27 protein-coding genes and 1 riboswitch are annotated in these 23,543 nt (G+C 43.7%); of the genes, 19 read left to right on the top strand and 8 right to left on the bottom strand.

Annotated features, from left to right (window positions below):
• A complete protein-coding gene (gene pabC / locus MKZ02_RS21795; RefSeq protein ID WP_340856246.1) occupies nt 1–858 on the top strand; it encodes an aminodeoxychorismate lyase in 858 nt (285 codons plus the stop codon).
• A 69-nt stretch (nt 859–927) separates the two neighbouring features.
• On the opposite strand, the gene MKZ02_RS21790 is transcribed toward pabC, so the two are convergent.
• Together MKZ02_RS21790 and MKZ02_RS21785 are read right to left on the bottom strand one after the other, a co-directional pair.
• Nucleotides 928–1,905, bottom strand: coding sequence for a YsnF/AvaK domain-containing protein (locus MKZ02_RS21790; RefSeq protein WP_340856245.1), 978 nt, complete (start codon nt 1,903–1,905; stop codon nt 928–930).
• 76 nt (nt 1,906–1,981) lie between these two features.
• On the bottom strand, nt 1,982–2,506 hold the full coding sequence (locus tag MKZ02_RS21785; protein WP_340856244.1) for a general stress protein: 525 nt from the start codon (nt 2,504–2,506) through the stop codon (nt 1,982–1,984).
• A 148-nt stretch (nt 2,507–2,654) separates the two neighbouring features.
• Here MKZ02_RS21785 and rraA point away from each other — a divergent pair, with 148 nt between their 5' ends.
• Nucleotides 2,655–3,152, top strand: coding sequence for a ribonuclease E activity regulator RraA (rraA, locus tag MKZ02_RS21780; protein WP_259455701.1), 498 nt, complete (start codon nt 2,655–2,657; stop codon nt 3,150–3,152).
• A 45-nt stretch (nt 3,153–3,197) separates the two neighbouring features.
• Here the strand turns inward: rraA and MKZ02_RS21775 are convergent, their stop codons facing one another.
• Together MKZ02_RS21775 and MKZ02_RS21770 are read right to left on the bottom strand one after the other, a co-directional pair.
• Entirely contained in the window at nt 3,198–4,472 is a 1,275-nt protein-coding gene (locus MKZ02_RS21775; protein ID WP_340856240.1) for an MDR family MFS transporter, read from the bottom strand.
• Nucleotides 4,473–4,555: 83 nt separating this feature from the next.
• The gene (locus MKZ02_RS21770) at nt 4,556–5,122 is read right to left on the bottom strand and encodes a biotin transporter BioY (RefSeq protein ID WP_340856238.1); all 567 of its coding nucleotides are present in this window, start codon (nt 5,120–5,122) and stop codon (nt 4,556–4,558) included.
• A gap of 100 nt (nt 5,123–5,222) precedes the next feature.
• Between MKZ02_RS21770 and bioD the strand changes: the two genes are divergently transcribed.
• Together bioD and bioA are read left to right on the top strand one after the other, a co-directional pair.
• Nucleotides 5,223–5,954, top strand: a complete 732-nt coding sequence (bioD, locus tag MKZ02_RS21765) for a dethiobiotin synthase (protein WP_340856236.1) — start codon at nt 5,223–5,225, stop codon at nt 5,952–5,954.
• A gap of 16 nt (nt 5,955–5,970) precedes the next feature.
• Nucleotides 5,971–7,290 carry an adenosylmethionine--8-amino-7-oxononanoate transaminase gene (bioA, locus tag MKZ02_RS21760; RefSeq protein WP_340856471.1) on the top strand — a complete coding sequence of 440 codons (1,320 nt, stop codon included), beginning with the start codon at nt 5,971–5,973 and terminating at the stop codon, nt 7,288–7,290.
• 113 nt (nt 7,291–7,403) lie between these two features.
• Here the strand turns inward: bioA and MKZ02_RS21755 are convergent, their stop codons facing one another.
• The gene (locus MKZ02_RS21755) at nt 7,404–7,577 is read right to left on the bottom strand and encodes a hypothetical protein (protein ID WP_182917090.1); all 174 of its coding nucleotides are present in this window, start codon (nt 7,575–7,577) and stop codon (nt 7,404–7,406) included.
• A gap of 186 nt (nt 7,578–7,763) precedes the next feature.
• Nucleotides 7,764–7,905, top strand: a riboswitch (cobalamin riboswitch).
• Nucleotides 7,906–8,040: 135 nt separating this feature from the next.
• Here MKZ02_RS21755 and MKZ02_RS21750 point away from each other — a divergent pair.
• Genes MKZ02_RS21750 through MKZ02_RS21690 form a run of 13 tightly spaced genes read left to right on the top strand, consistent with a single transcriptional unit; the run spans nt 8,041 to nt 18,490 of the window.
• The gene (locus MKZ02_RS21750; protein WP_340856234.1) at nt 8,041–9,015 is read left to right on the top strand and encodes an ABC transporter substrate-binding protein; all 975 of its coding nucleotides are present in this window, start codon (nt 8,041–8,043) and stop codon (nt 9,013–9,015) included.
• Nucleotides 8,978–10,039: a FecCD family ABC transporter permease gene (locus tag MKZ02_RS21745; RefSeq protein WP_340856233.1), complete on the top strand. Its 1,062-nt coding sequence runs from the start codon at nt 8,978–8,980 to the stop codon at nt 10,037–10,039. The genes MKZ02_RS21750 and MKZ02_RS21745 overlap by 38 nt, the downstream gene beginning before the upstream one ends.
• The gene (locus MKZ02_RS21740; protein ID WP_340856231.1) at nt 10,036–11,508 is read left to right on the top strand and encodes an adenosylcobinamide amidohydrolase; all 1,473 of its coding nucleotides are present in this window, start codon (nt 10,036–10,038) and stop codon (nt 11,506–11,508) included. Before MKZ02_RS21745 ends, MKZ02_RS21740 begins: the two co-directional genes overlap by 4 nt.
• Complete coding sequence (gene cbiB, locus MKZ02_RS21735; protein WP_340856229.1) at nt 11,505–12,467, top strand: adenosylcobinamide-phosphate synthase CbiB; 963 nt, start codon at nt 11,505–11,507, stop codon at nt 12,465–12,467. The genes MKZ02_RS21740 and cbiB overlap by 4 nt, the downstream gene beginning before the upstream one ends.
• On the top strand, nt 12,442–13,512 hold the full coding sequence (cobD, locus tag MKZ02_RS21730; protein WP_340856228.1) for a threonine-phosphate decarboxylase CobD: 1,071 nt from the start codon (nt 12,442–12,444) through the stop codon (nt 13,510–13,512). The genes cbiB and cobD overlap by 26 nt, the downstream gene beginning before the upstream one ends.
• A complete protein-coding gene (locus MKZ02_RS21725; RefSeq protein ID WP_340856226.1) occupies nt 13,494–14,078 on the top strand; it encodes a bifunctional adenosylcobinamide kinase/adenosylcobinamide-phosphate guanylyltransferase in 585 nt (194 codons plus the stop codon). The genes cobD and MKZ02_RS21725 overlap by 19 nt, the downstream gene beginning before the upstream one ends.
• Entirely contained in the window at nt 13,997–14,944 is a 948-nt protein-coding gene (locus MKZ02_RS21720; protein ID WP_340856225.1) for a cobyric acid synthase, read from the top strand. Before MKZ02_RS21725 ends, MKZ02_RS21720 begins: the two co-directional genes overlap by 82 nt.
• A complete protein-coding gene (gene cobS, locus MKZ02_RS21715; protein ID WP_340856223.1) occupies nt 14,941–15,738 on the top strand; it encodes an adenosylcobinamide-GDP ribazoletransferase in 798 nt (265 codons plus the stop codon). Before MKZ02_RS21720 ends, cobS begins: the two co-directional genes overlap by 4 nt.
• Complete coding sequence (locus tag MKZ02_RS21710; protein ID WP_340856222.1) at nt 15,696–16,322, top strand: histidine phosphatase family protein; 627 nt, start codon at nt 15,696–15,698, stop codon at nt 16,320–16,322. Before cobS ends, MKZ02_RS21710 begins: the two co-directional genes overlap by 43 nt.
• Nucleotides 16,274–16,720: a bifunctional adenosylcobinamide kinase/adenosylcobinamide-phosphate guanylyltransferase gene (locus MKZ02_RS21705; protein ID WP_340856220.1), complete on the top strand. Its 447-nt coding sequence runs from the start codon at nt 16,274–16,276 to the stop codon at nt 16,718–16,720. The genes MKZ02_RS21710 and MKZ02_RS21705 overlap by 49 nt, the downstream gene beginning before the upstream one ends.
• Nucleotides 16,717–17,310, top strand: a complete 594-nt coding sequence (locus MKZ02_RS21700; protein WP_340856219.1) for a cob(I)yrinic acid a,c-diamide adenosyltransferase — start codon at nt 16,717–16,719, stop codon at nt 17,308–17,310. The genes MKZ02_RS21705 and MKZ02_RS21700 overlap by 4 nt, the downstream gene beginning before the upstream one ends.
• Nucleotides 17,307–17,795, top strand: a complete 489-nt coding sequence (locus tag MKZ02_RS21695) for an ECF transporter S component (protein ID WP_340856217.1) — start codon at nt 17,307–17,309, stop codon at nt 17,793–17,795. The genes MKZ02_RS21700 and MKZ02_RS21695 overlap by 4 nt, the downstream gene beginning before the upstream one ends.
• Nucleotides 17,792–18,490, top strand: coding sequence for an AIR synthase related protein (locus tag MKZ02_RS21690; protein WP_340856216.1), 699 nt, complete (start codon nt 17,792–17,794; stop codon nt 18,488–18,490). Before MKZ02_RS21695 ends, MKZ02_RS21690 begins: the two co-directional genes overlap by 4 nt.
• A gap of 145 nt (nt 18,491–18,635) precedes the next feature.
• Here MKZ02_RS21690 and MKZ02_RS21685 read toward each other — a convergent pair whose 3' ends face one another.
• The 3 genes from MKZ02_RS21685 to MKZ02_RS21675 form a co-directional block, all read right to left on the bottom strand.
• Nucleotides 18,636–19,217: a TetR/AcrR family transcriptional regulator gene (locus MKZ02_RS21685; RefSeq protein ID WP_340856215.1), complete on the bottom strand. Its 582-nt coding sequence runs from the start codon at nt 19,215–19,217 to the stop codon at nt 18,636–18,638.
• 14 nt (nt 19,218–19,231) lie between these two features.
• Nucleotides 19,232–19,948: an MBL fold metallo-hydrolase gene (locus tag MKZ02_RS21680; protein WP_340856214.1), complete on the bottom strand. Its 717-nt coding sequence runs from the start codon at nt 19,946–19,948 to the stop codon at nt 19,232–19,234.
• 236 nt (nt 19,949–20,184) lie between these two features.
• On the bottom strand, nt 20,185–20,760 hold the full coding sequence (locus MKZ02_RS21675; protein ID WP_120036327.1) for a beta-class carbonic anhydrase: 576 nt from the start codon (nt 20,758–20,760) through the stop codon (nt 20,185–20,187).
• 620 nt (nt 20,761–21,380) lie between these two features.
• Between MKZ02_RS21675 and MKZ02_RS21670 the strand changes: the two genes are divergently transcribed.
• Nucleotides 21,381–22,571, top strand: a complete 1,191-nt coding sequence (locus MKZ02_RS21670; RefSeq protein WP_340856213.1) for an ABC transporter substrate-binding protein — start codon at nt 21,381–21,383, stop codon at nt 22,569–22,571.
• 86 nt (nt 22,572–22,657) lie between these two features.
• On the top strand, nt 22,658–23,539 hold the full coding sequence (locus tag MKZ02_RS21665) for a branched-chain amino acid ABC transporter permease (RefSeq protein ID WP_340856211.1): 882 nt from the start codon (nt 22,658–22,660) through the stop codon (nt 23,537–23,539).
• Nucleotides 23,540–23,543: the final 4 nt, after the last annotated feature.

Below are 23,543 nucleotides of genomic sequence, written 5' to 3'. Positions count from 1 at the left end.
GTGTTTATTTATATCAATGGAGAAATTGTATCAAAGGAACAAGCTGCCATCTCACCTTTTGATCATGGTTTCTTATATGGGCTTGGTGTATTCGAAACCTTTCGAATATATAATGGTCATCCTTTTTTACTCGATGATCATCTGGAGCGTCTGAACCGCAGCTTGCACGCATTAATGATTGAGAAAGAATTTAACCGTATAGAAACGACAGAGCTGCTCCAGCAATTATCACAGGTGAATGGATGGAGACATTCTTATATTCGTTTTAATGTTTCAGCGGGTAACGGTGAAATCGGCTTGCAGACAGCCGCTTATGAAGCACCTAATGTAATTGTTTTTCAAAAACCGCTTCAACCACCTGATGGGCTGCTTGAAAAGAAAGGCACATGGCTAGCGACAAGACGGAACTCACCTGAGCTGAATGAGCGGCTGAAATCTCATCACTATTTAAACAGTATTGCCGGCAAGAGAGAAGTAGGAGACGATCCATCTATAGAAGGGATTTTTCTTAATAAAACTGGAAATGTAGCTGAGGGAGTTGTTTCCAATATTTTTTGGGTAAAGGAGCGCACGCTTTATACCCCAGCTGTTGCTGCAGGAATTTTAAATGGAGTAACTCGACAGTATATTATGCACCGGGCAAGAGAAGCCGGAATGGAAGTAAAGGAAGGTTTGTTCCTTCCCATAGAAGTGGAAGAGGCGGATGAAGTGTTTTTTACGAACTCCATTCAAGAGATTACTGCAGTTAGTCAAATAGACGGCCAAAGGTTTCCCGGTAAGCATGGAGCATGGACAAATAAACTTTTCTCCTGCTATGCATCTGATCGTGAAATTTTGTGGAGCAGACAACAGAATTAAAAGAAAACGCTGCATTAAGCAGCGTTTTCTTTTAATTTATGCCCAAGACAGGCACCATTTGTTTTTTTATTAATAACGATCGTGTTGATCTAAATGGTCCTTTGAATTGTCGTCATGGTATCTGTTGAGAAGGGGATCATCCATATCGCGGCCTTCTACCTCGATATCTCCTTCTTTAGCAATATGTGCTTCTTCGCGTTTAACAGTGTCACTCACTGTTTCTGTGTCCTGCACTTTGCGTTTGCCGATAATTAATTCCTCAGAAACAACGGGTTTCTTAGTTACTTCCACACGTTCTTCAGTGATAGGAATGCGAATGGTGTCATCCTCACCAACAATTGGAGAAGAGTCTTGTGCGGAAACAGCATCATTCACTGGACGGCGCTCCACGTACACCTCATCGCGCTCTACATTAACGTTAATTGTGCGTGGCTCTTCTACGATCTCTTTTTCCACGTAGACTTCGCCTTTTTGGATACGCTCTTTGTCTACTTCAAGGCGTTCCTCGCGAAGGCGAAGGCGTTGTTCATCGGTTAAGTCATCGTTCAAATCTGCACTTGCATGTAGGCTGTTTACATCAAGCTCCGGTGCTCTATCAGCGCGGACGCCTTCTACCTGGCCATCTGCTGCCACATCACTCATACCGAGAGTATTAGCTCCAAGATTAGCATCTGCACTATCTGTTAAAGTATGATCACGATATAGTTGATCGTACTCTCTATCTACGTAAAGAAGGATCTTTCCATTGTCAATGTCATTGTAATAACGATCGACTTCTGTATCCTCTAATCCCATGTTTCTTAATCCGCCTCTTACTTCATCCTCTCCGGATAGAAAAGCCATAAATTTATCCATCCATGAACCGCCTGTATTGGCTGATTCTACTTCTACTCCTGTACGTCCTCTTACCATAGAAATATTATCCGCGTTTTTAGCGACCGCATAAATGTCTGCTTCTGCGTATCCTTCTGCTTTTAGTTGATCAATTTTTGTAATAACTTCTGACTGGTTGTCAAAAACGCCGATAAATTTTTTATTGTTATTCATAATATAGCCTCCTAATAAAAAGTTCTAATGACCCATGGTTTTTACATACCCTTTGTGATATAATTAAAACTTTTATTTACTGGTAATTTCTGTAAAGTGATTGCTGGTCAGGCGGAAGAGGAGAGGTATCTACTACCGGGAATTCGTCTGTTTTATCCTCTGTCTTATGTCGCTCCTGAATAAACTGGCGTCTTTCCGCTTCTTCTTTGTCAGGAAGAGGTGCCTCATCTGATCCCGCAGCCGCTTCAGCAGCAGAATGGAGAGTTTCTTCAGCACCTTCTTCATCAGTTACAAGTAAAATCAAATCATCTTCTACGTTTTTGTAATAGGTCTCCGCGTCTTTTTCAGATAAACCAAACTCAAGCAGGTACTCTTTTACAGGTTTTTCTTTTGAAAATATGGCTTTCACTTTCTCGGTGATCGATGGCCCGGCAGAAGTGACTGTCGCTCCTGATCGGTTTTGAAGCATTAAATGAAAGTCGGCATCTTTGGTGACAGCGTACAGATGATCAGTCTCATATCCCTCTACTTTCAATTCTTCAATTCGGCGAATGGCATCAATTTCACTGCTGCATAAACCAATGACTTTTTTGTTGGACATTTTCAATCCTCCTAGTGATCATGCGGGTCATCACTTTAATAAATACCCGCTGCCTATAGATAAAAACATGTAAAAAAAAGAGGGAAAACAGGAAAGAAGAGGATGTGCGTCGAAGGGAATACCTATCAAGACAAAGGAAGGGGAGAAAATGATGGTTGAAACAGGTATAAAAACAGCTGATTTATGTGATGACTTTGCTAAAGAGTTAAGTGTTTGCTACCTCGATTTGAAATCTTATGGAGGAAAAAAGCGTTTTTCTGGCCCTATTTCTACTGTGAAGGTCTTTGAGGACAATGTGCTTGTGAAAAGAGCACTGCAAACTATTCCAGAGGGGCATGTTTTAGTAGTGGATGGGGGCGGTTCAAAAAGATGCGCGCTGCTCGGTGACCGTTTAGGGGAAATTGCCCAAGAGAGAAAGCTTGCTGGCGTCATTGTTAATGGCTGTGTGCGTGATACAGCTGAGCTGGAAAAATTAACAATAGGCATATTAGCTTTGGGCAGCAACCCGTTGAAGAGTATAAAACGGGGAGAAGGAGAAGAGAATCTCATCGTAACGTTCGGCGAGATAAAATGGGTCCCTGGTCATTATGTGTATGCCGACGAAGATGGGGTGGTTGTTGCCGAAAAACCTTTAAAAACCCAATGATAAAAGAGAGCTGCCCTGGAAAAGATGTGGGCAGCTCTCTTCTATCTAGCGAGGGGATGACTCTGCTTTTTGTTGACCGTAAAGGATAAACATATAATAGTAGAGAGCCGCGCTTGCTAAAGAAAGAAGGGCAATAATAGTGAATGTCCAAAAATAGCCGGCCCAAATCGTCAATGGGATCGCTGCAGGAGCGATCATTCGGCCGATTGTATAGCGCAGGCTAGCCGCTGCAAAATATTGTCCCCGCATATGTTCAGGGGCCAGGACTGAAATGAAACTTTGCTGAAGGCCAACGATTAAGAGCTCTCCAAGAGTAAATATCACCATGGCTATAACCAATCCCCAAAACCAATCAGTTAATCCAAATACCCACATAGAAACTGCATATAGAATAGAAGAAACAGCAAATACATTTTTTGCATAAAAACGGGACACCCATTTAGAAATGCCGACAGTGAAAAGAGCAACGAGCAGTCCATTTTCTGAGACAAGAACCCCAAACGCTCTTTCGCCGTTAATAGATAAAGTCCAATCGCCAAAAGAAAAGATCGTTTGGACATCGATCTTTTCTTTTGTATAGACAGGGATGAGCAGATCAAGCTGCATGAAGGTCTGTGCGCTTAAAACCCCAGCAATAATAAACAGCATAAAAATTTTGTCTCTCACGATCACATGGTAATCTTTTACTTGATCAACAAGCACATCATACCACTTTCTATTTTCTGTCTCTATGGATTGTGAAGAGCGTGGATTTGTTTCATCTGTCCATTTAAACAGCACAAAAGCAAGCAGGAAACAAGTCAATGCCGCAAAGATCATCAATTCAAATCTATAAGTGAAAAAGAAAATTCCGCCAAGAATTGGACCAATGACAACAGCGATATTAATAGAAGTGTAGAAAACAGCGAATACATCGCTTCGATCTTTTTCCTCCACTACATCGGCTACCATAGCCTGGCTTGCCGGCCAATAAAGAGAACCGAATATACTCGCAATCGAAAAAGCAAAAAAGCCAATAAATGCCGAGTCATACCACGGCGAATTGGCAAAAGCAAAAAGCAGAAAGGAAAGTCCTTGGCCAAAAGAAGATAATACCATCATTCGCTTTCTGCCGAACCGGTCTGCACAATAGCCGCCAGTCAGATTAGCAATCACAGAAAATAATTGCGAAAGGATCAGGAGGAGCCCAGCTTTCCCTTTTCCAAACTCATCCGCAAAGTAAATAGCGAGGAAAGGGAAAAACATCCAAAAGGTAATATTCATGATGCTTTCCCCGATCAAACGAACTTTTAAGCTATGATCCCATTCCCTTATCTTCATTATTCTCTCTCCTAAATTGTGACAATACATAAACTATACACAAAAAAAGAAACTTTATGAATAATAACGAGGGAAAATGCACTTTATTCCTTTACGACCGGAGCGCTTTGATGGCCTAATGCTGAACGGATTTTAGGAAGGACAGAAAGAGAGAGAACCGTCACCCCGATGTCCAATGGAAGATAGACAGCCATCCATGACCAGGCCATTGAATAGCTGAAGCCTTCTGGAGCTTCGGTCCACCACCTGAACGCAGCGTACATATAGTTGGTGCCAATTAAGTAATTGAAAAGAATAGAAGCTACACCGGTATACAGGTAACTTGTTTTTTTATGTGGGTCTATGAGCAGCTTTCCAGCGATGTAAGCTACTACAATAAAAGAGAGAATAAATCCGAACGTCGGGCTGAAAATGCTTGCAGGACCTCCTTTAAACTGAGCGAATACCGGTGCACCCGCAAGCCCGATAAACAGATAGACGGCCATCGATAAAGAGCCAAGTCGGCTGCCGAGCAATCCTCCGGCTATAATGGCAAACATTAATTGCAGGGTAACAGGTACGCCACCAATTATTAAAAAAGATGAGGCGTTCGCACCGATGGCCATAAGCGCCGCAAAAAGAGCACAAATTACAACCTCATAGGCCTTCATTAATTTTTCCTCCTTTAAAAATATAATTGTTTATCATTTTTTCATATGTTAACATTTTTGTAAATAAGGTTTACTTAAGTCGAAGGGAGGAGTACATGCTATGCCCGGAATCTTTATTGCAGGAACGGATACAGATGCAGGCAAGACCATTGCGACATTATTACTTGCTCATGGATTAATCGAAAGGAAAGTGCCAGCCAGGCCATATAAGCCGATACAGAGTGGAGCTGAATGGAAAGATGGTGAGTGGAAAGCACCAGATGCTGAAATGTATCATCTGCTTCCAGAAACGAGAGGAGAAAGGTTATATACATATTTATTAAAAAAAGCAAGCTCTCCTCATTTGGCAGCTGAGGAAGAAGCAGCAATTATTGATGAACAAGTAATTATAGAGGAAATTAGAAGACGTGCGTCCAAATCGACACTTTTGCTTGTTGAAGGGGCAGGCGGATTATACGTGCCACTGAATAGGAAAGGCAGGTGTATGGTTGATGTGATGGAGGAAACGGGATTACCGGTAGTGATTGCCGCCAGGGCAGGACTTGGAACGATTAATCATACGATACTGACGATAGAAGCTATCCAAAAGAGAGGGTTGCCAATAACCGGAGTCGTATTTTCGAGTACAGTGCCCGGAGAGAAAAGCATAGAGCGGGATAACTTCCGGGTCATTCATGAACTGTCGGGACTGCCTATCATTGGACATATTCCATTTATAAAAGATATTGATTATTCTCTTAGGGAGAGCCGTTATCGTTCTGAAATTGTGAGGGATTGGAAGTTTGATAGACTGATGGAGGGGATTAACAGTGAATACAAAACGTTTATATGAAATTAGTCAAAAGCATATGTGGCTTCCTTTTACACAAATGAAGGATTACGAAGAAGCTCCCCTTATTATAGAGAGCGGCGAAGGTATCCGGCTAAGAGACATCCACGGCAATGAATATTTCGATGGCTATTCTTCCTTATGGCTAAATGTACACGGTCACCGACGTCCAGAAATTGATGAGGCGGTGAAAGAGCAGCTTGGACGAATTGCCCATTCAACCTTACTTGGGGCGGCAAATGTGCCATCCATTCAGTTGGCTGAGAAACTTATCCAGATTTCTCCGGAAAACTTAACACGCGTATTTTATTCGGACAGCGGAGCAGAGTCAGTGGAAATAGCCATAAAGATGGCGTACCAATATTGGCAAAATAAAGGCAGGACTGAAAAAACAAAGTTTGTCACATTGACAAACGGTTATCACGGCGATACAGTCGGTGCGATCAGCGTGGGCTCAATCGACATTTATCACCGCGTGTACAGCGCATTAATGTTCCATTCATTCGCCCTCCCCTTCCCGTCAGCAAAATGGCATCCTTCCGGCAATGAACAAACGGCTAAAGAAGATTCACTCTCAGAAATACATGACTTATTTGAAAAGAATCATGAACAGATCTCCGGACTAATTGTTGAGTCGATGGTACAGGGGGCGGGTGGTATGCACATCATGCCAGTCGGGTACTTAAAGGAGCTTGAACAGCTTTGTCGAAAGTTTAATGTGCTTTTTATTGTGGATGAGGTGGCGACTGGATTTGGGCGCACGGGAAAAATGTTCGCTGTGGAACATGAAGGTGTTTTGCCAGATATCATGACAATGGCAAAAGGAATTACCGGTGGATATTTACCGATTGCAGCTACATTAACAACAGAAGAAGTATACCAGGCATTTTACGGGGAATATACCGAAATGAAAACTTTTTTCCATGGACATTCTTATACGGGCAACCAGCTCGGCTGTGCAGCAGCTTTGGCCAATCTTGATATTTTCGAAAAAGAAGGGCTTGTTGAGCAAGCTGCTAAAAAAGCAGAATATGTTGAGAGGTTGATGGCTGAAATAAATGAACTGCCACACGTCGGTGAGATTCGACAGCTTGGTTTAATGTGCGGAATTGAACTAGTGAAAGATAAAAAGACCAAAGAACCTTTTCCGTTTGAAGAGAGAATGGCTTATCGGGCAACATTGCGAATGCGTGAATTGGGGATGCTGACGAGACCGCTTGGTGACACGATCGTTTTTATGCCGCCGCTAGCTTCCAGCTACGAGGAGCTGACTAAAATGCTTCAAATTATAAAGCAAGCCATTGTGGAAACGCTGAATGTGAAGGTTCATACTAAATAATAAAAAACATCCTCCCGTTCATCGGGATGGATGTTTTTTATATAGTTCTGCTGGCAAACGATCTTGTTTTTAAACAGATGTTTGCTCGTATGTCATGTTGTCATTTTATTTGGCTATAAGTTACGGTCATGTGTTGAGTCGCGATCGTTTAAGTACGCGTCGTCTTCAGGAAGAGCGTCTATCCGGCTTGTATCAGAGGAGTCAAATGCCTGGCGAAGAAAGTAAACTAAAATAAGCGCAATGCAAAGCAGTAGGACAACTAACCCGATTAAAGTTGCAAGATTCATTTTAGCCGCTCCTTTCTTTTTATTTATCCTATTCCACTTTTGTCCTGTCTAAAACATAAAGGTCTTATATGATAAGAAAATTTATTTTCTGCAGAGAATAGAAACGAATTTTTAGAAAAGCTGCGAACCGTTTTAAAAATTTATGAAAGTAAAGTTTTTTTTGTGTATAATGAGGCTAAGCGGAAAACTACATATATTTAATCAGGTAAAGCTGAACAAAAAGCTTTTTAAAAGGGCAAGCTGGTGGAAATCCAGCGCGGTCCCGCCACTGTAAGTGAAATTTATTTATTTCACAAGCCAGAAAACCTGCCTGGTTTAGAGCACCAATAACCTACGCGGATAGGGTGGTGTAAAAGCGGCTTCCTGGTTCAATGTACCTGTTTGGCCCTTTTTCACTGCATCTCTCCATCGCGTAGAGGTGTTTTTTTGTGGATATTTTTAAGAAGCAAAGGGAGAGAAAGTCATGAACAAATTATCTCAGTACACATTATCCTTCGTACTGGCTGCTGGCCTGCTTGCCGGCTGCGGAACGGATAAAGCAGAAACTGGAAAAGAAGAAAAAGCAGATCAGCCAAAAGAGAGTCAACAAGCAGCCTTTCCGGTAACGATAAAGGATGCGGAAGGAAAAGATGTCGTTATTGAAGAAAAACCGAAACGAATTGTTTCTCTTATTCCGAGCAATACCGAAATTGCTTATAAACTCGATTTAGGTGATGAAATTGTCGGGGTATCAGACAACGACAATTACCCGAAAGAGGTGAACGCCAAAGAAAAAGTTGGCGGCATGGAGTATAACATTGAAAAAATCATTGGGCTTGATACGGATCTCGTATTGGCACATGGTTCCAGTGCCCACAACTCAAAAGAGGGATTGAAGCAACTGGAAGAAGCGGGAATCGATGTACTTGTCGTTAATGATGCCCAAAATTTTGATCAAGTATACGACTCAATTGAAATGATCGGCAAGGCGACAGGAACAACTGAAAAAGCAGAAGACGTAGTAGAAGAAATGAAAGACGGTCTATCAAAAATCGAGGAAAAAGCGAAAACTATTAAAAAAGAAGAAGAAAAAAGTGTATTTATTGAAGTATCACCGGCTCCAGACATTTTCACACCAGGAAAAAATACATTTATGCAGGAAATGCTTGATCTGATTCATGCGAAAAATGCCGCTGCCGATCAGAAGGGCTGGGTGCAAATGACAGAGGAAGCGATTATCAAGAAGAATCCTGACGTAATCATTACTACGCATGGCTACTACACAAAAAAACCGATTGAAGAGGTACTCAGCCGCAAAGGATGGGAAAACATGACTGCCGTTAAAAACAAGGATGTCCATGATGTGAATGCTGACCTCGTCAACCGAACAGGCCCGCGTCTTGTTGAAGGAGTAGAAGAACTTGCCGAAGCGATCTATCCAGATGTTTTTAAGAAATAAAAGCTCGGCTTACTTGTTAGTTTTGGCTTTTTTTATTACGGCTGTATTTGCAGGTATCTCGATCGGAACGATCCAAGTTCCGTTTCGGGATATCGCTTTCTTATTATCCCATCATTTTTTTGGAACGCCGCTTGAGGGAGTCGATTCCTCTTTTGATAACATCGTGTGGAAGATCAGATTTCCGAGAGTATTGTTGGCCGGTCTTATAGGAGCCTCTCTAGCGGTAGCGGGTGCTGCTTTTCAAGGGCTGCTGCGTAATCCTCTGGCAGACCCTTATACACTCGGTGTATCTTCGGGTGCTTCCGCAGGCGCTGTTATGGTGCTGTTTTTTAATATGCAGCTCCCTTGGCTTTCCGGATTTACCCTGCCCGTTGTTAGTATTGTGACTTCGATTATAACCATTTTCATCGTTGTTTTGTTCGCCCAGGCGATTGAACGGTCACTTAAAGTAGAAACTATCATTCTAACAGGGATTATTTTTAGCTCTTTTTTAGGTGCGTTGATTTCACTAATGATTGCTTTGACCGGTGAGGAATTGCGGCAAATTATCGGATGGCTGCTTGGGAGTGTATCAATGAGAGGCTGGGATTATATTCAACTTATTTTGCCCTTTTTTTTGGTGGGCACTTTACTGTTAATTATCCACTCGGCTGAATTAAATGCGATGTCGTTCGGCGAAGAGAAAGCCCAGCATTTAGGTGTGAATGTCCGTCGAAAAAAAATGATCGTGCTAGTTGCCGGCTCGGTATTAACAGGAGCAGCTGTAGCTGTTTCAGGAACTATTGGTTTCGTCGGATTGGTCATCCCTCATTTTATCCGCTTAATTTGGGGGCCGGATCACCGCCATTTACTGCCGCTGTCCATGCTTGCAGGCGCTGGCTTTTTAATTCTGGCTGATTTGGTAGCCCGCACAATTATTTCTCCGACTGAATTACCGATTGGTGTTATTACTTCTATTATTGGTGCACCGGTATTCGCTATCATTCTGCTTCGCAAGCACAGGAAAGGAAGGGGAACAGCATGATCGAGATAGAACAGCTTAGCGGCGGCTATGACGGCAAGCTTATCGTCCGTAAATTGTCTTTTTCCGTCCAAAAAGGAGAGCTTTTTGGCATCTTAGGTCCCAATGGAAGCGGCAAGACAACGCTGTTAAAAATGATAAGCGGCATTGTCCCTATAAGCAGTGGTTCCATAGAAATAGAAGGCAAAAAAATGACAGATTATACACCAAAAGAACTGGCTAAACGGCTTGCTGTTCTTCCACAAATGACCCCGCAAGCCTTTTCGTACACTGTAAAAGAAACAGTTTCTCTCGGGCGCTATGCACATCAAAGCGGCATCTTTCCAGTATGGAGAGAAGAAGATGAGCGGGCTGTTATCAAGGCGATGGAGCAAACGGGCACAAAGCAATTTGCGGAAGCTTCCATCGAGGAATTGTCTGGCGGCGAGCGTCAACGCGTCTTTCTCGCTCAGGCCCTTGCCCAGGAACCGGAAATTTTGCTGTTGGATGAACCAACAAACCATTTGGATTTATCTTTTCAAAAAGAACTGCTTGATTTATTAAAGAAAATGGCGAATGAAACAGGATTAACTGTTATCTCCATTTTTCACGATTTAAATCTCGCCTCTCTTTACTGTGACAGATTGCTGCTTATGGAAGAGGGAAAGAGGCACGGTCTTGGTATTCCGAGCGAAGTGTTGAAAGAGGAGCCGGTTCAACAAGTATATAAAACGGCTATTCATCAGCGTCCCCATCCAGAAGTGCCGAAGCCGCAGATGAGTATTCTTCCTGAAAAAACAGCTGAGGAAGAAGTGGAAGTGCGAGTGGACCAAGCATGCATCAAGAGAACTGATGAATATATTACACTTGAAGCTCCGATTCCGTTAAAAACACTATCGGCAGGAGTAATCGGTGCTGGCTGGGGATGGCATCGCAGTTTTGTGAACCGCCACGTAGATAAAAACTATTGGCATGACTCTTATAAGGAAGACATGAAAGAGTTTCTAAAGCGCTATCACTTTGATATTAACGAAACTGTGGGAATGATGACAGCTGTTCATCTTCATACGGCAGCCTGCCGGTTTGTGCAAGTAGAAGATATTTCGGTTCTTGCAGTTGTTACAGCCGGGGTCGGCAATGCCGTTGATGTTTCACGGGCTGTAGAACATAATCGGGCTTTTTTGCCGGGTACGATTAATATATGGGTATTTGCGAATGGCCATTTATCAGAGGAAGCGTTTGTTCAGTCAGTGATGACGGCAACAGAAGCAAAAGTAAAGGCTCTATTCGATAAGGAAGTAAAAGATCCGCTAACGAATTCCCAGGCAACAGGCACCTCTACTGACAGCGTCCTGATTGCCGCCACCCAGCGCGGGGCGCATCAGGCATTTGCCGGTACGATTTCTCCGCTTGGACAGGCGATCGGGAAAGCGGTGTATGAATGTACGATAGAAGCCTTGGAGAATAACAGAACAGGAGAGAGGAGTACATGATTTATCATCTTCTGGCTGCTACGCTTGCTTTTTTCATTGACCGCCTAGTCGGAGATCCGCCTCATCTTCCGCATCCAGTCCGCTGGATAGGCTCCCTTATTTACTTTTTGGAAAAGCGTCTCAATCAAGGAACTGCCAGGCGGAGAAAAGGAGTCATTATGCTTGTTATCGTGCTCATTGTTACGGGAAGCCTCAGCTATTTGTTCATTTTCTGCTTTTATTCTCTTCACCCGGCTGCTGGAGTAGCAGCGGAGGCCGCAGTGATTGCTTCGGCCATTGCTTGCCGCAGCTTAAAAGAGGCGGGGATAAGTGTGTATGAACCGCTGCAAAAAGGGGATATGGAGGAGGCGCGAATGAAGCTTTCCTATATTGTTGGTCGGGATACAGGGCATCTCGATGAAGGGGAAATTACAAGGGGAGCCATCGAGACCGTTGCCGAGAATACAAGCGATGGGGTAACGGCTCCGCTTTTTTGGGCACTTATCGGAGGAGCTGCGGGGGCGATGATCTACCGGGCAATTAACACATGTGATTCAATGGTCGGTTACAAAAATGATCGATATGGACAATTCGGCTGGGCATCTGCTCGTCTGGATGATCTCGTTAACTGGCTGCCAGCCCGCTTAACGAGCTTGTTAATGGTCTTATCTTTTCCCGAAAGCAACTATTCTAAAAAACAAGTATGGCAGATTGTCCGCCGTGATGCGAAAAAGCATCCAAGCCCAAATAGCGGCTGGTGTGAGGCCGCTGTTGCCGGTTTGCTCGGCATCGAGCTTGGCGGAATAAATAGATATAAAGGCCGTGTTTCCCATCGCGCTGAAATGGGAGAACCTTTAAAGCAAAAAACAGCAGAGCATATCCTGCTCACTAATCGGATTATGGAACGGTCCTCTCTTTTATTTTTACTGATGATGTGGATAGGAGGTGTCATTTATGAAATGGCCCGCACATGGCTCTAATCCAGCCCATCTATATGAAAGCTTACAAATGAAGAAGCCGGACGTTTTGATAGACTTTAGCGTTAACGTAAATCCATACGGCCCGCCGCCAAGCATTAAGGATAATTGGTCCAGCTGGTTATCCGCCGTTTCTGATTATCCGGATCCTTACGGTAAAATGGTAACCAAACAGATTGCCAGTCTTAACGGAGTGAATGAACAACAGGTCGTGTTAGGAAACGGTGCAGCTGAAGTGATTCAGTTTCTCGGCCAGCTGTGGCGCGGACGGAGAGTTGTCATCGTTCAGCCGGCATTCTCTGAATATGAAGCAGCCTGCCGGGTGTATGGTTGCGAAATAGATTATGTTTTCACCAATAAAGATCATACTCTGCCAATCAATGAATTAACGACTAAGGCTCAAGGAGCAGCGGCTGTTTTTGTTTGCACACCGAACAATCCGAGCGGCATCGCTTTTTCCGAAAGGGAGATCATTGAATTGTTAGACAGCCTTGCTTCGAGTGGCTGTTGTGTTGTCATTGATGAAGCGTTTTATGACTTTGCCGGCTCCGTCACAGTGGCTCGTTTCATTAAGGATTACCCAAACTTGCTCATTCTAAGATCACTGACGAAAATGTATGCGATTGCCGGCTTGAGGATCGGTTATCTGCTTGCTGACGAAGCCTTAGCTTTGCAAATTGCCCGATTCCGCCCCCATTGGAATGTAAATGCCCTTGCCTTGAGGGCAGCAGAAGCTGTATTAGCCGATTCTTCGTTCGTTGAATGGTCGCGGGAGAAAATCACCGAAGAACGAAAAAGAATGCTTGAGTTTCTGGAGGAAGAGGGATTCCGGTTTACCCGGTCTGTCGTTAATTTTTATTTGCTCAGAGACCCTTTGCTTGAAGACCAGGAACCGCTTTTTTTGTTTCTGCTAAAACAGGGAATTGTTCTGCGCCATACATACAATTATCCCGGGATTGAAGGCAAGTGGCTAAGAGCAGCGATAAAGACGGAAAAAGAAAATAACAAGCTGAAAGAGGCGCTGCTACAATGGAAAAAGCAGAATTAACCCTTATTGTTGGCGGTGTACGCAGTGGGAAGAGCAAAGAAGCAGAGAGACACGCTGTGTTGGAGGCTGAGAGATTAAAAGGAGCCCTTCATTATGTAGCGTGCGGGAAGATAACCGATGAAGAAATGGCCGCCCGCGTCTGCTCCCATCAACGGGAGCGAAAAGCGTCAGGGAAGGAATGGACGACGTGGGAGCAGCCTGTTCGAATTGAAACTTTATCCGAGCGCTTTACACAACAAGACACCGTATTGATTGACTGCTTGACAACATTGCTAACGAATGAATGGTTTGCAGGTAATACAAAGGAAGAAGAGTGGGCAGACCCGAACTTTCATATGAGTGTTACGCACAATATTCGAACGGGAATCGATCAGATTAGAGAATCAGCAGGCGCAGTTATTATCGTCTCAAACGAACTGGCCTATGAGCTGCTCGGCAGCTCGCTTGTATTTTACTATGCTAAAGCATTGGGTGAGCTACATCAATGGCTGATAAACGAAGCGGCACTTGCTGTGCTCGTCGAGCATGGATGTCCGCTTGTAAAGAAGGAGAGATTGAAAGTATGAGAGGAATTATGATTCAAGGAACTGCTTCTGATGTTGGAAAAAGTCTGATCGTAACTGCACTATGCCGGTTGCTTCTTCAAAAAGGATTTCAACCAGCCCCCTTCAAATCTCAAAACGTCACAAATTATGCTTATATAACAGAGGACGGCAAGGAGCTGGGCAAAGCGCAAGTGCTGCAGGCTGAAGCTTGCCGGTTGGAGCCGCTGCCAGAGATCAATCCAATTTTATTAAAGCCGGCTAAACCAGGCCGCTCAGAAGTTGTTTGGCTCGGCGAGCGGTTAGAAGTGATTTCAGGTATGAAGTATCGTGAACAGTATTATAGCAAGGCGGTAGAAACGATCCAGCATTCGTTGGCGAAGCTTCGTGAACTATCGGATTTCCTCGTTATCGAAGGGGCGGGCAGCCCGGTAGAAATGAATTTAAAGAAGCGGGAAGTTGTCAATATGAAAGTGGCTGAACTAGCTGATGTGCCGGTCATATTAGTTGCTGACGTGCAGCGAGGCGGTTTGTTTGCCAGTGTTGTCGGCACGCTTGATCTGCTTGAGCCGCAGGAGCGCGGCCGCGTGAAAGGAATAATCATTAATAAATTTCATGGAGATCCATTGCTATTTGATGAGGGAAAACAATGGCTGGAAGCGCGTACTGGCATTCCTGTTCTGGCTGTTCTTCCTTATTTAGCTGATCACCAGCTGGAAGAAGAGGATGCTTTGTCCCCTCCGACGAAAAAACTACAGCTGGAAGAACAAGAAATGATGAACAGCAAGGAAGAAACATATAATCAACTGGCTGCCCATTTACAAAAGCATCTTGATTGGGAAAAGTTTATTTCAATTGTTAGCGAAGCAGAGAAGGAAAGCATCGGATGAAAGGGAGAGCTTATATCAATGGCTTTTTATTGAACATGCAATTTTTTTCTGCAGTACCCGTCCATCGGGAGTTACCGGTGGACGCCCGTCATTTACAAGCAGCCTTGCGAATGTTTCCGCTCCTCGGTTTAGTGAAAGGCCTTGTATTTGGCAGTGTTTTTTGGCTTTTACTCGAGTGGTCGCCATTCTCTCCTCTCGGCAATGCTTTTCTTTTTTGGCTGCTGCCGATCATCTGGACAGGCGGGCTCCATCTGGATGGCTGGATTGACACGAGCGATGCTTTTTTTTCTTACCGGGATATTGATAAGCGGCTTGAAATATTAAAAGATCCACGTGTCGGTGCGTTTGGGGTACTTTCGCTCATTGTGCTACTGGCTGCTCGTTTCCTTTTCTTCTATGAAATTTTTTTATTTGGAAACCATGCGCTTCTTCCTTTGGTTGTCCTCATTCCTTTTTACAGCCAAATGATAACCGGCCTTCTGCTAAATGGGGTAAAGCCGGCAAAGGAGGAGGGCATTGCTTATTTTTTTCAACAGGGAAAAGATCCGCGTCTTGCGCTCACCTATAGCTTCTGGGCCGCCGCCGTCGGATTGGTTTTCATCTTTATAACCGGAAGCGTTTCTGTGTTGCTGCTGCTCATCGCTATGGCTTATTTGTTTTTCTTGTTGGCCCGCCGGGGCGCACTTAAACACTTTGGCGGCATCACGGGAGATTTGCTTGGTGCCAGCTTGGAAGGAGCGGAAATACTTTTATGGACGATTTTGTGGTTATTGGTCTCTATCGGCATGGCGTAACGGCAGATAATGAAAAAAGGGCCTTTAGTGGCTGGACGGATTCAGCCTTGAGTGAAGCTGGAAAAAGAGGGCTGGAGCAGCTTAAGCTCGATCTCCCTTCCTACGAAAAGGTGATAGCCAGCGATCTACAGCGTTGCATAGATACGGCTGCGATTTTTTTTCCAGATAACCGGGTTGATGTCTGGCCCGAATTTCGCGAGCTGAATTTCGGCTGCTGGGAAGGAAAAACTCATCAGGAGCTGGAACATTTAGAGGAATACAAAGCTTGGCTACAAAACCCGTTCTCCAGTCCGCTGCCGGAGGGAGAAAACTATAGGCAGTTTGGAGACCGGATTAGGGAAGCATGGAAGAAATGGTTAGAGGTCCTGGATCAATATAACTTAAAACGCACAGCTATCGTTACCCACGGAGGCGTCATTCGTTATTTGCTGACAGAACTAGCACCTGACAGAAAAGAATTTTGGGAATGGAAAATAGAAAATGGACACGGCTATGAATTGGCCGGCTCGCTTTCTGCATTAAGGAGGGGCGAAAGATGCATCTCGTTACAGGTGGTGCCTTCAACGGCAAAAAGCAATGGGTAAAGACAAGTTACGGGCTGGAGAAAAAAGCGCATAACTGGCACTCATTTTATGAAACGGATAAGACAGAAGAGTGGACGGAGTCAGTTGTGATATTGGAAGGCATTGAACGGCACGTCCGCCGGCTCATCGAGAAAGAAGAAGATCCAGAAGCGGCCCGCATAGAATGGAATAAAGAGCTGGCCGGCTGGTTGGAATGGGAAAAGGAAGAGGAGAGCCGGCAAGTGGTTCTTATCGGCACAGATATAACAAAAGGCATTGTACCGGCAAATGCATTTGACCGAATGTGGCGGGATGCCGCAGGCTGGTGCTTTCAGGACGCCGCGAAACAGGCTCGCCGAGTCATTCAAGTATGGTATGGTTTGCCGCAAATCATTAAAAATGAGGGGGAAGAAATATGAGACTGTATACACGAACGGGAGACAAAGGAGAAACAAGTATTATTGGAGGCCGCGTTGGAAAAGACCATCTGCGTGTAGAAGCCTACGGTACAGTGGATGAAGCCAACTGCTTTGTCGGCCAGGCAATGGCGGAACTTGAAGCAAGCAAGGAGAAATTCACGGATATTCTCGCTGATTTGGAAACGATCCAGCACGAGCTGTTTGATTGCGGGGGAGACTTAGCGACGGTCGCTGGAAAACGGGAATGGAAGCTGCAACCGGAATCCGTCAGTGAGCTGGAAAAGAAAATTGATGATTATATTAAAGAAGCACCAGAGCTGGAGCGATTCATTTTGCCAGGCGGGTCAAAAGCTTCTGCTTCCATCCATATCGCCCGCACGGTAACGCGCCGCGCAGAACGGCTTGTGGTTGCCCTCATGCGTGAGGAGGAAGGCATTCATCCGGTTACTCTCCAGTACTTAAACCGTCTCTCTGACTATTTCTTTGCGATCGCCCGCGTGATTAACTTCCGGCTTGGTGTTAAGGATGTAGAGTATATTCGCAGTGCAAAGGTCTTTCGCGATGGAAAAAGAAAGGAAGATAAGAAGTGAGCAGTAAAAAGATTTCCTGGCTCGCTTTATTCACCGCCCTTTCGGTTGTAGGCGGGATGATCAAAGTACCAGCAGTTGTGACAAGTATAGCGCTGGATTCTTTTCCAGCGCTCCTTGCGGCCGGTCTTCTCGGTGCGGGGCCGGGTGCACTCGCTGCTGCTTTTGGCCATTTGATCTCAGCATTGACTGGAGGGATGCCAATGGGGCCTTTCCACTTGCTCATCGCTGCTGAAATGGCAGGTGCCGTTTGGCTGTTCGCTAAAATTCACCAGGCGAATAAAAGAGTAGTAGCTATTATCATGTTTGTTTTGGTCAATGGACTTGTTCTTCCATTCCCTTTTATCTTTTTCATGAGCTGGGGATTCTATATTGCGATGCTTCCTTCCCTTCTCATTGCCTCAGCTTTAAATGGGGTGCTTGCCTGGGTGGCTTTGCCCCGCCTGAAAATGTTATTTGAGAAGCACTTTGGCGGTGTACAGGCGTGAAGCGGGATGTGATCTATGCCAATGAATTAGTCATTGCTGCGGATAACAGTGGTTCAGTTGGTGAGAAGCCAGGTGACGCCGTAAAGGCAGACTATGAAACAGTCGGTTATTTTTCCGCGCGTGTGGCACTCATGGAGTGCTTGGCAGCGGGTGGAGAGCCGTTTGCAGCAGTGCTTCAAAACTTTGCAGGGGAATCAGCCTGGAGGGAGCTGACGGCTGGAGTGGAACGGGCAGCCCGTGAAGCGGGATGCACCGTTGACATAACAGGGAGTACAGAAACAAATTTTGTTATGGGTGAGTCCGCTGTCAGCATTGTAATGATTGGCCGTCATTTAAGAAAAATGAGTCCCTTTGACGAGAAAGAGGTCTGTTACGGAGTTATTGGAAAACCACTCGTTGGTCCGGAAGTGCTGGCTGAACCGGAATCTGTTGCTCCCCTGCAATTATTTCGGCAAATTCTTCAAGTAGAAGGATTGCGCAGTATTTGGCCTGTTGGTTCAAAAGGAATTGCTTATGAAATGAGAAAACTGAGTGGCAATGAAGAGCTACAAGCAGAAAATATTCATTGCTCTCTTGATGTCAGCAAGTCTGCAGGACCGGCTACTTGCTTTTTAATAGCTATAGAAACAGATGCAATGGAGAAGTTAAAAGAACTTTGTAACTCGTTATATACACCTTTGAAAATAGAGCTTTAATCTTATAAAGAATAAAAAGAGAACATGAAAAAGCTTTTTAGTGGTTCGGTGTCTTCACTAAGTGCTTTAGCATGTTCTCTTTTTATATAATCGCAAAAGAAATCAGCTTGTTTAACTAGCTATATTTTTATTTTTTCACAGAGACTTATTCGTTCTCTTTCACAGCCATTAAATGAATCCCTTCAATAAAAGTATCAATTAAAATAGAGAAACTTTGATCGATATCTAATGACATCGCGAATCCGCCCATTTGTTCAATCGAAGTAAAGCCATGCAAAATGCTTCGTAGTCCTCTAACCATGTGAATAGCAGTATCTTCCTTCAAGTTGTATGCCTGAAGAACTTTAACGACAAGTTTAACGATAGCCTGCTGTGCTTGATGCAGTTCACGATCTTCAGGATCAGGAAATCGGGTAGCAGCTTCATAAAGCCCGGGATGTGTTCTTACAAATTCTATATAAGTTTGGCTAAGCGCTCTGATTGCCTCGTCTCCTGAACGGCCCACCGCCGCTTGCAGCATGCACTCGTACAGTGACTTTATGCCATGGATCGCCAGCTTCTGTTTTAACTCATCTAATCCGTTAATGTGGTTGTAGAGGGAGGGAGGACGCACTTGTAATTCTTTTGCTAGCACGCCGATGGACAGTTGTTCGAGCCCGTTATCGTCAATGAGCTCAACTGCTTTTTGCAAAACAACAGACAAATCTAATTTCATACGGGGAGACATGGTATGTTCACCTCTTAAGAGAATTGATGTAATTTTTGTTCTGCCTTAATAATGGCTTTATTTATTAAACCTTCCGGCTGTTCCAGCATTTTGCCATGCCCTACAGCGAGCAGACCGGGACGAAGGTTTTTTAGCTTTTTAGCACTTTCAAGCGCTGTCGCCTTATCCCAAGTGCCGAATGCCGGAAATGGAAAGGATGGTCTAATCATTCCGGCTACTGCCATCCCTCCCCTTGTTTGAAGGGCATCACCAGCAATTAGGCTGCGATTTCGAATATCAAAAAGGGAAATGGAACCAGGGGTATGCCCAGGGGAAGATACGATCTCCAATGAGCCAACCCGTTCTCCTTCTTGAAGAAGGGAATCTGGACGGGTTTTTAGCCTTTTGGGGACTCCTCCGCGAATCGGACTGTCTGCTTCATTTTCCATAAGACGGATATCACCATCAAACAATAAAGAATCCCTTGAAGAAATGAAGACAGGAACATTAGGCATTGCTTCCTTTAAAGTATCCAGTGCCCCCACATGATCATCGTGGGCATGTGTAATCATCATTTTTGTGATTGGCTTGCCAATCATTTTAGCAGCATGCATAATCCCTTTTCCACTATAGGGAAGAGCTGCGTCGATGAGTGTAAGTTCAGTTTCTTCCTCAACTAAATAACAATTAACAGGAAAAATGTGGGGCATAAAAGTCAATTGAAACAATGTACCAGCCTTTGTTATCTTCATTTTTATCAAACTCCCAACTATTACTAATATAATTAATATATTAACTAATTATATTAGTTTCGGCAATGATAATTTAAATATAGGGTTTGTTTTCTACCTTTCTCAGAGTACAAGAGCCTAAATTCTTAAGTAGTTGTCTGTCAACGTGCGAAGCTTGATAAGAAGGGGGAATACAGCAGTCAGACGAACAAGGAAGAAAACAAATGTCCGCCAATAATATGAAAAAGAAGCAGCCCTTAAAGAGCTGCTTCTTTTTCATATCCATTCACAACCAGATCTAACTTTCCTGTTTCAGGATCAATGACAAGCCCGTGCACAGGAATTTCATTTACCATGAGAGGGTGTTGCTTTACCATATCGACACTGTGCTTCACACTTTCTTCAACACTGCTGAATCCTTCAAGCCAATGATCTACATCAATACCAGCATGACGGAGCGTATCAATTTTTTCCTCTTTCACGCCCCGTTCTTTCATCGCAGTTAGAATCACATCACTTGATAGCGTACTCATCCCGCAATCGTGATGACCAACGACTAATACTTCATCTGCTTGCAGCTGATAGACGGCTACAAGCAAGCTTCTCATAATACTTCCGAATGGATGATTAACGATAGCTCCAGCATTGCGGACGATTTTTACATCGCCATTTCTAAAATTCATCGCTCTAGTAACTAATTCTACCAGACGCGTATCCATGCAAGTTAAAATGACCACACGCTTATCAGGGAATTTATCTGTTGTAAATTCTTCATACATTTTATCATTCACGAACTTTTTGTTATAGGACAGTACTTCATGTAATAACGTCATCTAACCAACCCCTTCTTCATTCAGCTTATTTTCCATCTTAGCTACAATAAATTATATCTTATTCTATACTCAATTAATTAGGATTTTTGTAGTAAATTACTGCTTTTTATTCATAAATATCGCCCGTGGATAGGCGAGAAGTCGATTTCTCCTGCGGAAATGAATAAAAAGGAGTCATTTGAGTGGGTCGAAATAGTTAGAGAGACGGAATGAATGAAAGAGGAAAGAATATCTTAAAATAAGTGAAGCAAAGAGAAAAAGAGGGATGATAGTATATAACGTTTGGAGTAACGAACAACTTTTAAATGTTATAAAATAACATGTCAGAAAATTTAATATTTTCATGAAAATTGTCTTGTCATCGCGCTTTTTTTAATATATTATTACGTTTAAAGGATGATATGGAAAGGTTTTCAAATAAACCAGGCTATATTTCCTTACCTATTAAATTTCTCCAAAAGTATAACAAAAAAAGAAAGCTGATTTAACTTATGATATTACGATGATTAAATCAGCTTTACTTTATAAAGAAAGAACGGCTTTCCTTCCCACACTTTACGAATGCAATTCAACTACTTTAGACCTAGAAGGATGCTGTAAGTTTGAAGGGAGAGAAGGAAATGAAGAAAAGAATGTTAGCGCTGTTAACATCAATCATGATGGTGTTCCTTGCTGCATGCAGTGGGGGAGACGCTGATTCTGCATCAGGGGATGGAAAAGACTCAGGCGGAGAAATCAAGATTGGCAGTGTAATTGATGCTTCTGGAAGCGCTTCACCACTTGGGAAAGGCGAAGAGGAAACGATAAAAATGATCGTTGATGAACTGAATGAAAAGGGCGGGATTGACGGAAAGAAAATTAAACTGATTTCCATCGATTCAAAGTCAGATCAAAATGAAGCAGTCCTTGCCACAAAGAAATTAATTGAGCAAGAAAAGGTAACGGCAATTATCGGGGGAACAATTAGCGGCAACAGTCTAGCCATGATACCGTTGGTTGAAAAAGCAGGCATTCCATATCTTTCGCTGGCAGCCAGCAAGCAAGTAAATAACCCGGATGACAAATCACCGCGTAAGTGGACGTTTAAAACGGCACAGGGAGATGATGTTGTCATTCCTAAATTGCTTGAATATTTAGAAAAAGAGGGGATTAAAAAAGTGGCCTGGCTTAATGTAGCTAATTCCTACGGTACTAGCGGTCATGAGGAATTCACAAAGCTTGCAGGCGATCATGGCGTGAAAGCGGTCATCGAAGAGGAATTTGAAGCGACAGTCAATGACGCTAAATCTACTTTAACACGTGTTAAAAAAGCAAAGCCTGAAGCAGTTATTGTTTGGGGAACAGCGCAGGAATCAGCGGTTGTAACGAAGAATATTCGTGAAATTGGCATGGATGTTCCCATCATTGAAAGCCATGGAATCGGGACAAAGCAATTTATTGAATTAGCAGGAAACGCAGCAAATGGAGTTATTTTCCCAGCCGGAAAACTATTGGTATTAAATGAGTTAGACGATAATGATCCACAAAAAGAAAAGCTTACGGCTTTTAAAGAAGCCTATGAAAGCAAGTATAAAAATACAGCAAGCACCTTTGGTGGCCATGCGTATGACGCTATTCATATTTTAGCGGAAGCCCTTGAAAAAGGCGGAGCTGATAAAGAGAAGATAAGGGAAGCTATTGAGAAAACAGATGGATTTGTAGGTATTTCAGGCACATTTAAAATGTCACCAGAAGATCATAATGGCTTAAAGTCTGATAGTCTCGTCATGGTGAAAATCGACGAAAATGGCGAATGGAAGCTAGGGGAGTAACCGGCAGCAAGCTGAATCATTGATTAAAGAGAGAAGCAGGGAAGGAAAGAGGATTCCCTGCTTTCCTGATAAAGGTGGGAGTAAACATGGAGCTAACCAGTCAATTTATCCAGCTGATTTTTTCAGGTTTAACAATCGGCAGTATCTATGCATTAGTTGCCATCGGATTTGTCATCACGTATAACATTACAGGCGTTTTGAACTTTGCCCAAGGAGATTTTGCTATGCTTGGGGCGATGTTTGCGATTACATTTGTTTCCATGGATATGCCAATGGGATTAGGAATCATTTTAAGCATAGGAATCGTCGTGCTAATCGGCGGGATTTTTGAACGGACAGCCATCTATCCGGCGCGTAATGCATCGCTCCCAACATTGATTATTATCACGCTTGGGGTAGCGATTGCGATCCGCGGGCTTGCCATTCTAATTTGGGGAACACAGCCAAGATCATTGTCGCCGTTCACAGAAAATAATCCGATTAACGTGTTAAATGCCGTATTGCTGCCACAAAGCATTTGGGCAGTGGGGATTTCAGTCGTCAGCTTAATTGCCATGCACTACTTTTTTAATAGAACATTCATTGGAAAAGCTGTTACAGCATGTGTAGTCAATCGTTCTGCTGCTAGATTGATGGGAATTAAGCCCGAATGGATGTCTTTTATTTCGATAGCAGTGAGTGCAGGGCTTGGAGCCATTGCCGGTATTATTATCGCCCCGATCTCGGGAGCCACATACGAAATGGGATTAATGATTGGCATGAAAGCTTTTGTTGCTGCGGTAATTGGCGGGTTGACCAATGCGCCAGCTGCCATTATCGGCGCTTTTATGATTGGGATATTGGAATCATTTACAGAAGGTTTGTGGACGTCAGGATATAAAGATGCAATCAGCTTTGCCTTACTTCTTATCGTATTGTTCTTCATGCCGAATGGGCTGTTTGCTAAAGCGAGTGGAAAGCGGGTGTAGAGTA

Origin of the sequence: Pseudobacillus sp. FSL P4-0506, assembly GCF_038003025.1 — a bacterium.
GTDB lineage: Bacteria > Bacillota > Bacilli > Bacillales > Domibacillaceae > Pseudobacillus.
Note: the sequence above shows the minus strand (reverse complement) of the source record. Positions and strands in the feature narration are given on the sequence as shown.

Bases quoted from the DNA above. Each gene is read 5' to 3' on its own strand.
- MKZ02_RS21775 (WP_340856240.1), bottom strand. From the start codon at position 4,472: ATGAAGATAAGGGAATGGGATCATAGCTTAAAAGTTCGTTTGATCGGG.
- cobS (WP_340856223.1), top strand. From the start codon at position 14,941: ATGAAAGGGAGAGCTTATATCAATGGCTTTTTATTGAACATGCAATTT.
- MKZ02_RS21770 (WP_340856238.1), bottom strand. From the start codon at position 5,122: ATGAAGGCCTATGAGGTTGTAATTTGTGCTCTTTTTGCGGCGCTTATG.
- cobD (WP_340856228.1), top strand. From the start codon at position 12,442: ATGAAATGGCCCGCACATGGCTCTAATCCAGCCCATCTATATGAAAGC.
- MKZ02_RS21725 (WP_340856226.1), top strand. From the start codon at position 13,494: ATGGAAAAAGCAGAATTAACCCTTATTGTTGGCGGTGTACGCAGTGGG.
- cbiB (WP_340856229.1), top strand. From the start codon at position 11,505: ATGATTTATCATCTTCTGGCTGCTACGCTTGCTTTTTTCATTGACCGC.
- MKZ02_RS21740 (WP_340856231.1), top strand. From the start codon at position 10,036: ATGATCGAGATAGAACAGCTTAGCGGCGGCTATGACGGCAAGCTTATC.
- MKZ02_RS21720 (WP_340856225.1), top strand. From the start codon at position 13,997: ATGGCTGATAAACGAAGCGGCACTTGCTGTGCTCGTCGAGCATGGATG.
- MKZ02_RS21680 (WP_340856214.1), bottom strand. From the start codon at position 19,948: ATGAAGATAACAAAGGCTGGTACATTGTTTCAATTGACTTTTATGCCC.
- MKZ02_RS21750 (WP_340856234.1), top strand. From the start codon at position 8,041: ATGAACAAATTATCTCAGTACACATTATCCTTCGTACTGGCTGCTGGC.
- MKZ02_RS21670 (WP_340856213.1), top strand. From the start codon at position 21,381: ATGAAGAAAAGAATGTTAGCGCTGTTAACATCAATCATGATGGTGTTC.
- MKZ02_RS21755 (WP_182917090.1), bottom strand. From the start codon at position 7,577: ATGAATCTTGCAACTTTAATCGGGTTAGTTGTCCTACTGCTTTGCATT.
- MKZ02_RS21705 (WP_340856220.1), top strand. From the start codon at position 16,274: ATGCATCTCGTTACAGGTGGTGCCTTCAACGGCAAAAAGCAATGGGTA.
- MKZ02_RS21685 (WP_340856215.1), bottom strand. From the start codon at position 19,217: ATGTCTCCCCGTATGAAATTAGATTTGTCTGTTGTTTTGCAAAAAGCA.
- MKZ02_RS21785 (WP_340856244.1), bottom strand. From the start codon at position 2,506: ATGTCCAACAAAAAAGTCATTGGTTTATGCAGCAGTGAAATTGATGCC.
- MKZ02_RS21700 (WP_340856219.1), top strand. From the start codon at position 16,717: ATGAGACTGTATACACGAACGGGAGACAAAGGAGAAACAAGTATTATT.
- MKZ02_RS21710 (WP_340856222.1), top strand. From the start codon at position 15,696: ATGGACGATTTTGTGGTTATTGGTCTCTATCGGCATGGCGTAACGGCA.
- rraA (WP_259455701.1), top strand. From the start codon at position 2,655: ATGATGGTTGAAACAGGTATAAAAACAGCTGATTTATGTGATGACTTT.
- MKZ02_RS21675 (WP_120036327.1), bottom strand. From the start codon at position 20,760: ATGACGTTATTACATGAAGTACTGTCCTATAACAAAAAGTTCGTGAAT.
- bioA (WP_340856471.1), top strand. From the start codon at position 5,971: ATGTGGCTTCCTTTTACACAAATGAAGGATTACGAAGAAGCTCCCCTT.
- MKZ02_RS21665 (WP_340856211.1), top strand. From the start codon at position 22,658: ATGGAGCTAACCAGTCAATTTATCCAGCTGATTTTTTCAGGTTTAACA.
- MKZ02_RS21790 (WP_340856245.1), bottom strand. From the start codon at position 1,905: ATGAATAACAATAAAAAATTTATCGGCGTTTTTGACAACCAGTCAGAA.
- bioD (WP_340856236.1), top strand. From the start codon at position 5,223: ATGCCCGGAATCTTTATTGCAGGAACGGATACAGATGCAGGCAAGACC.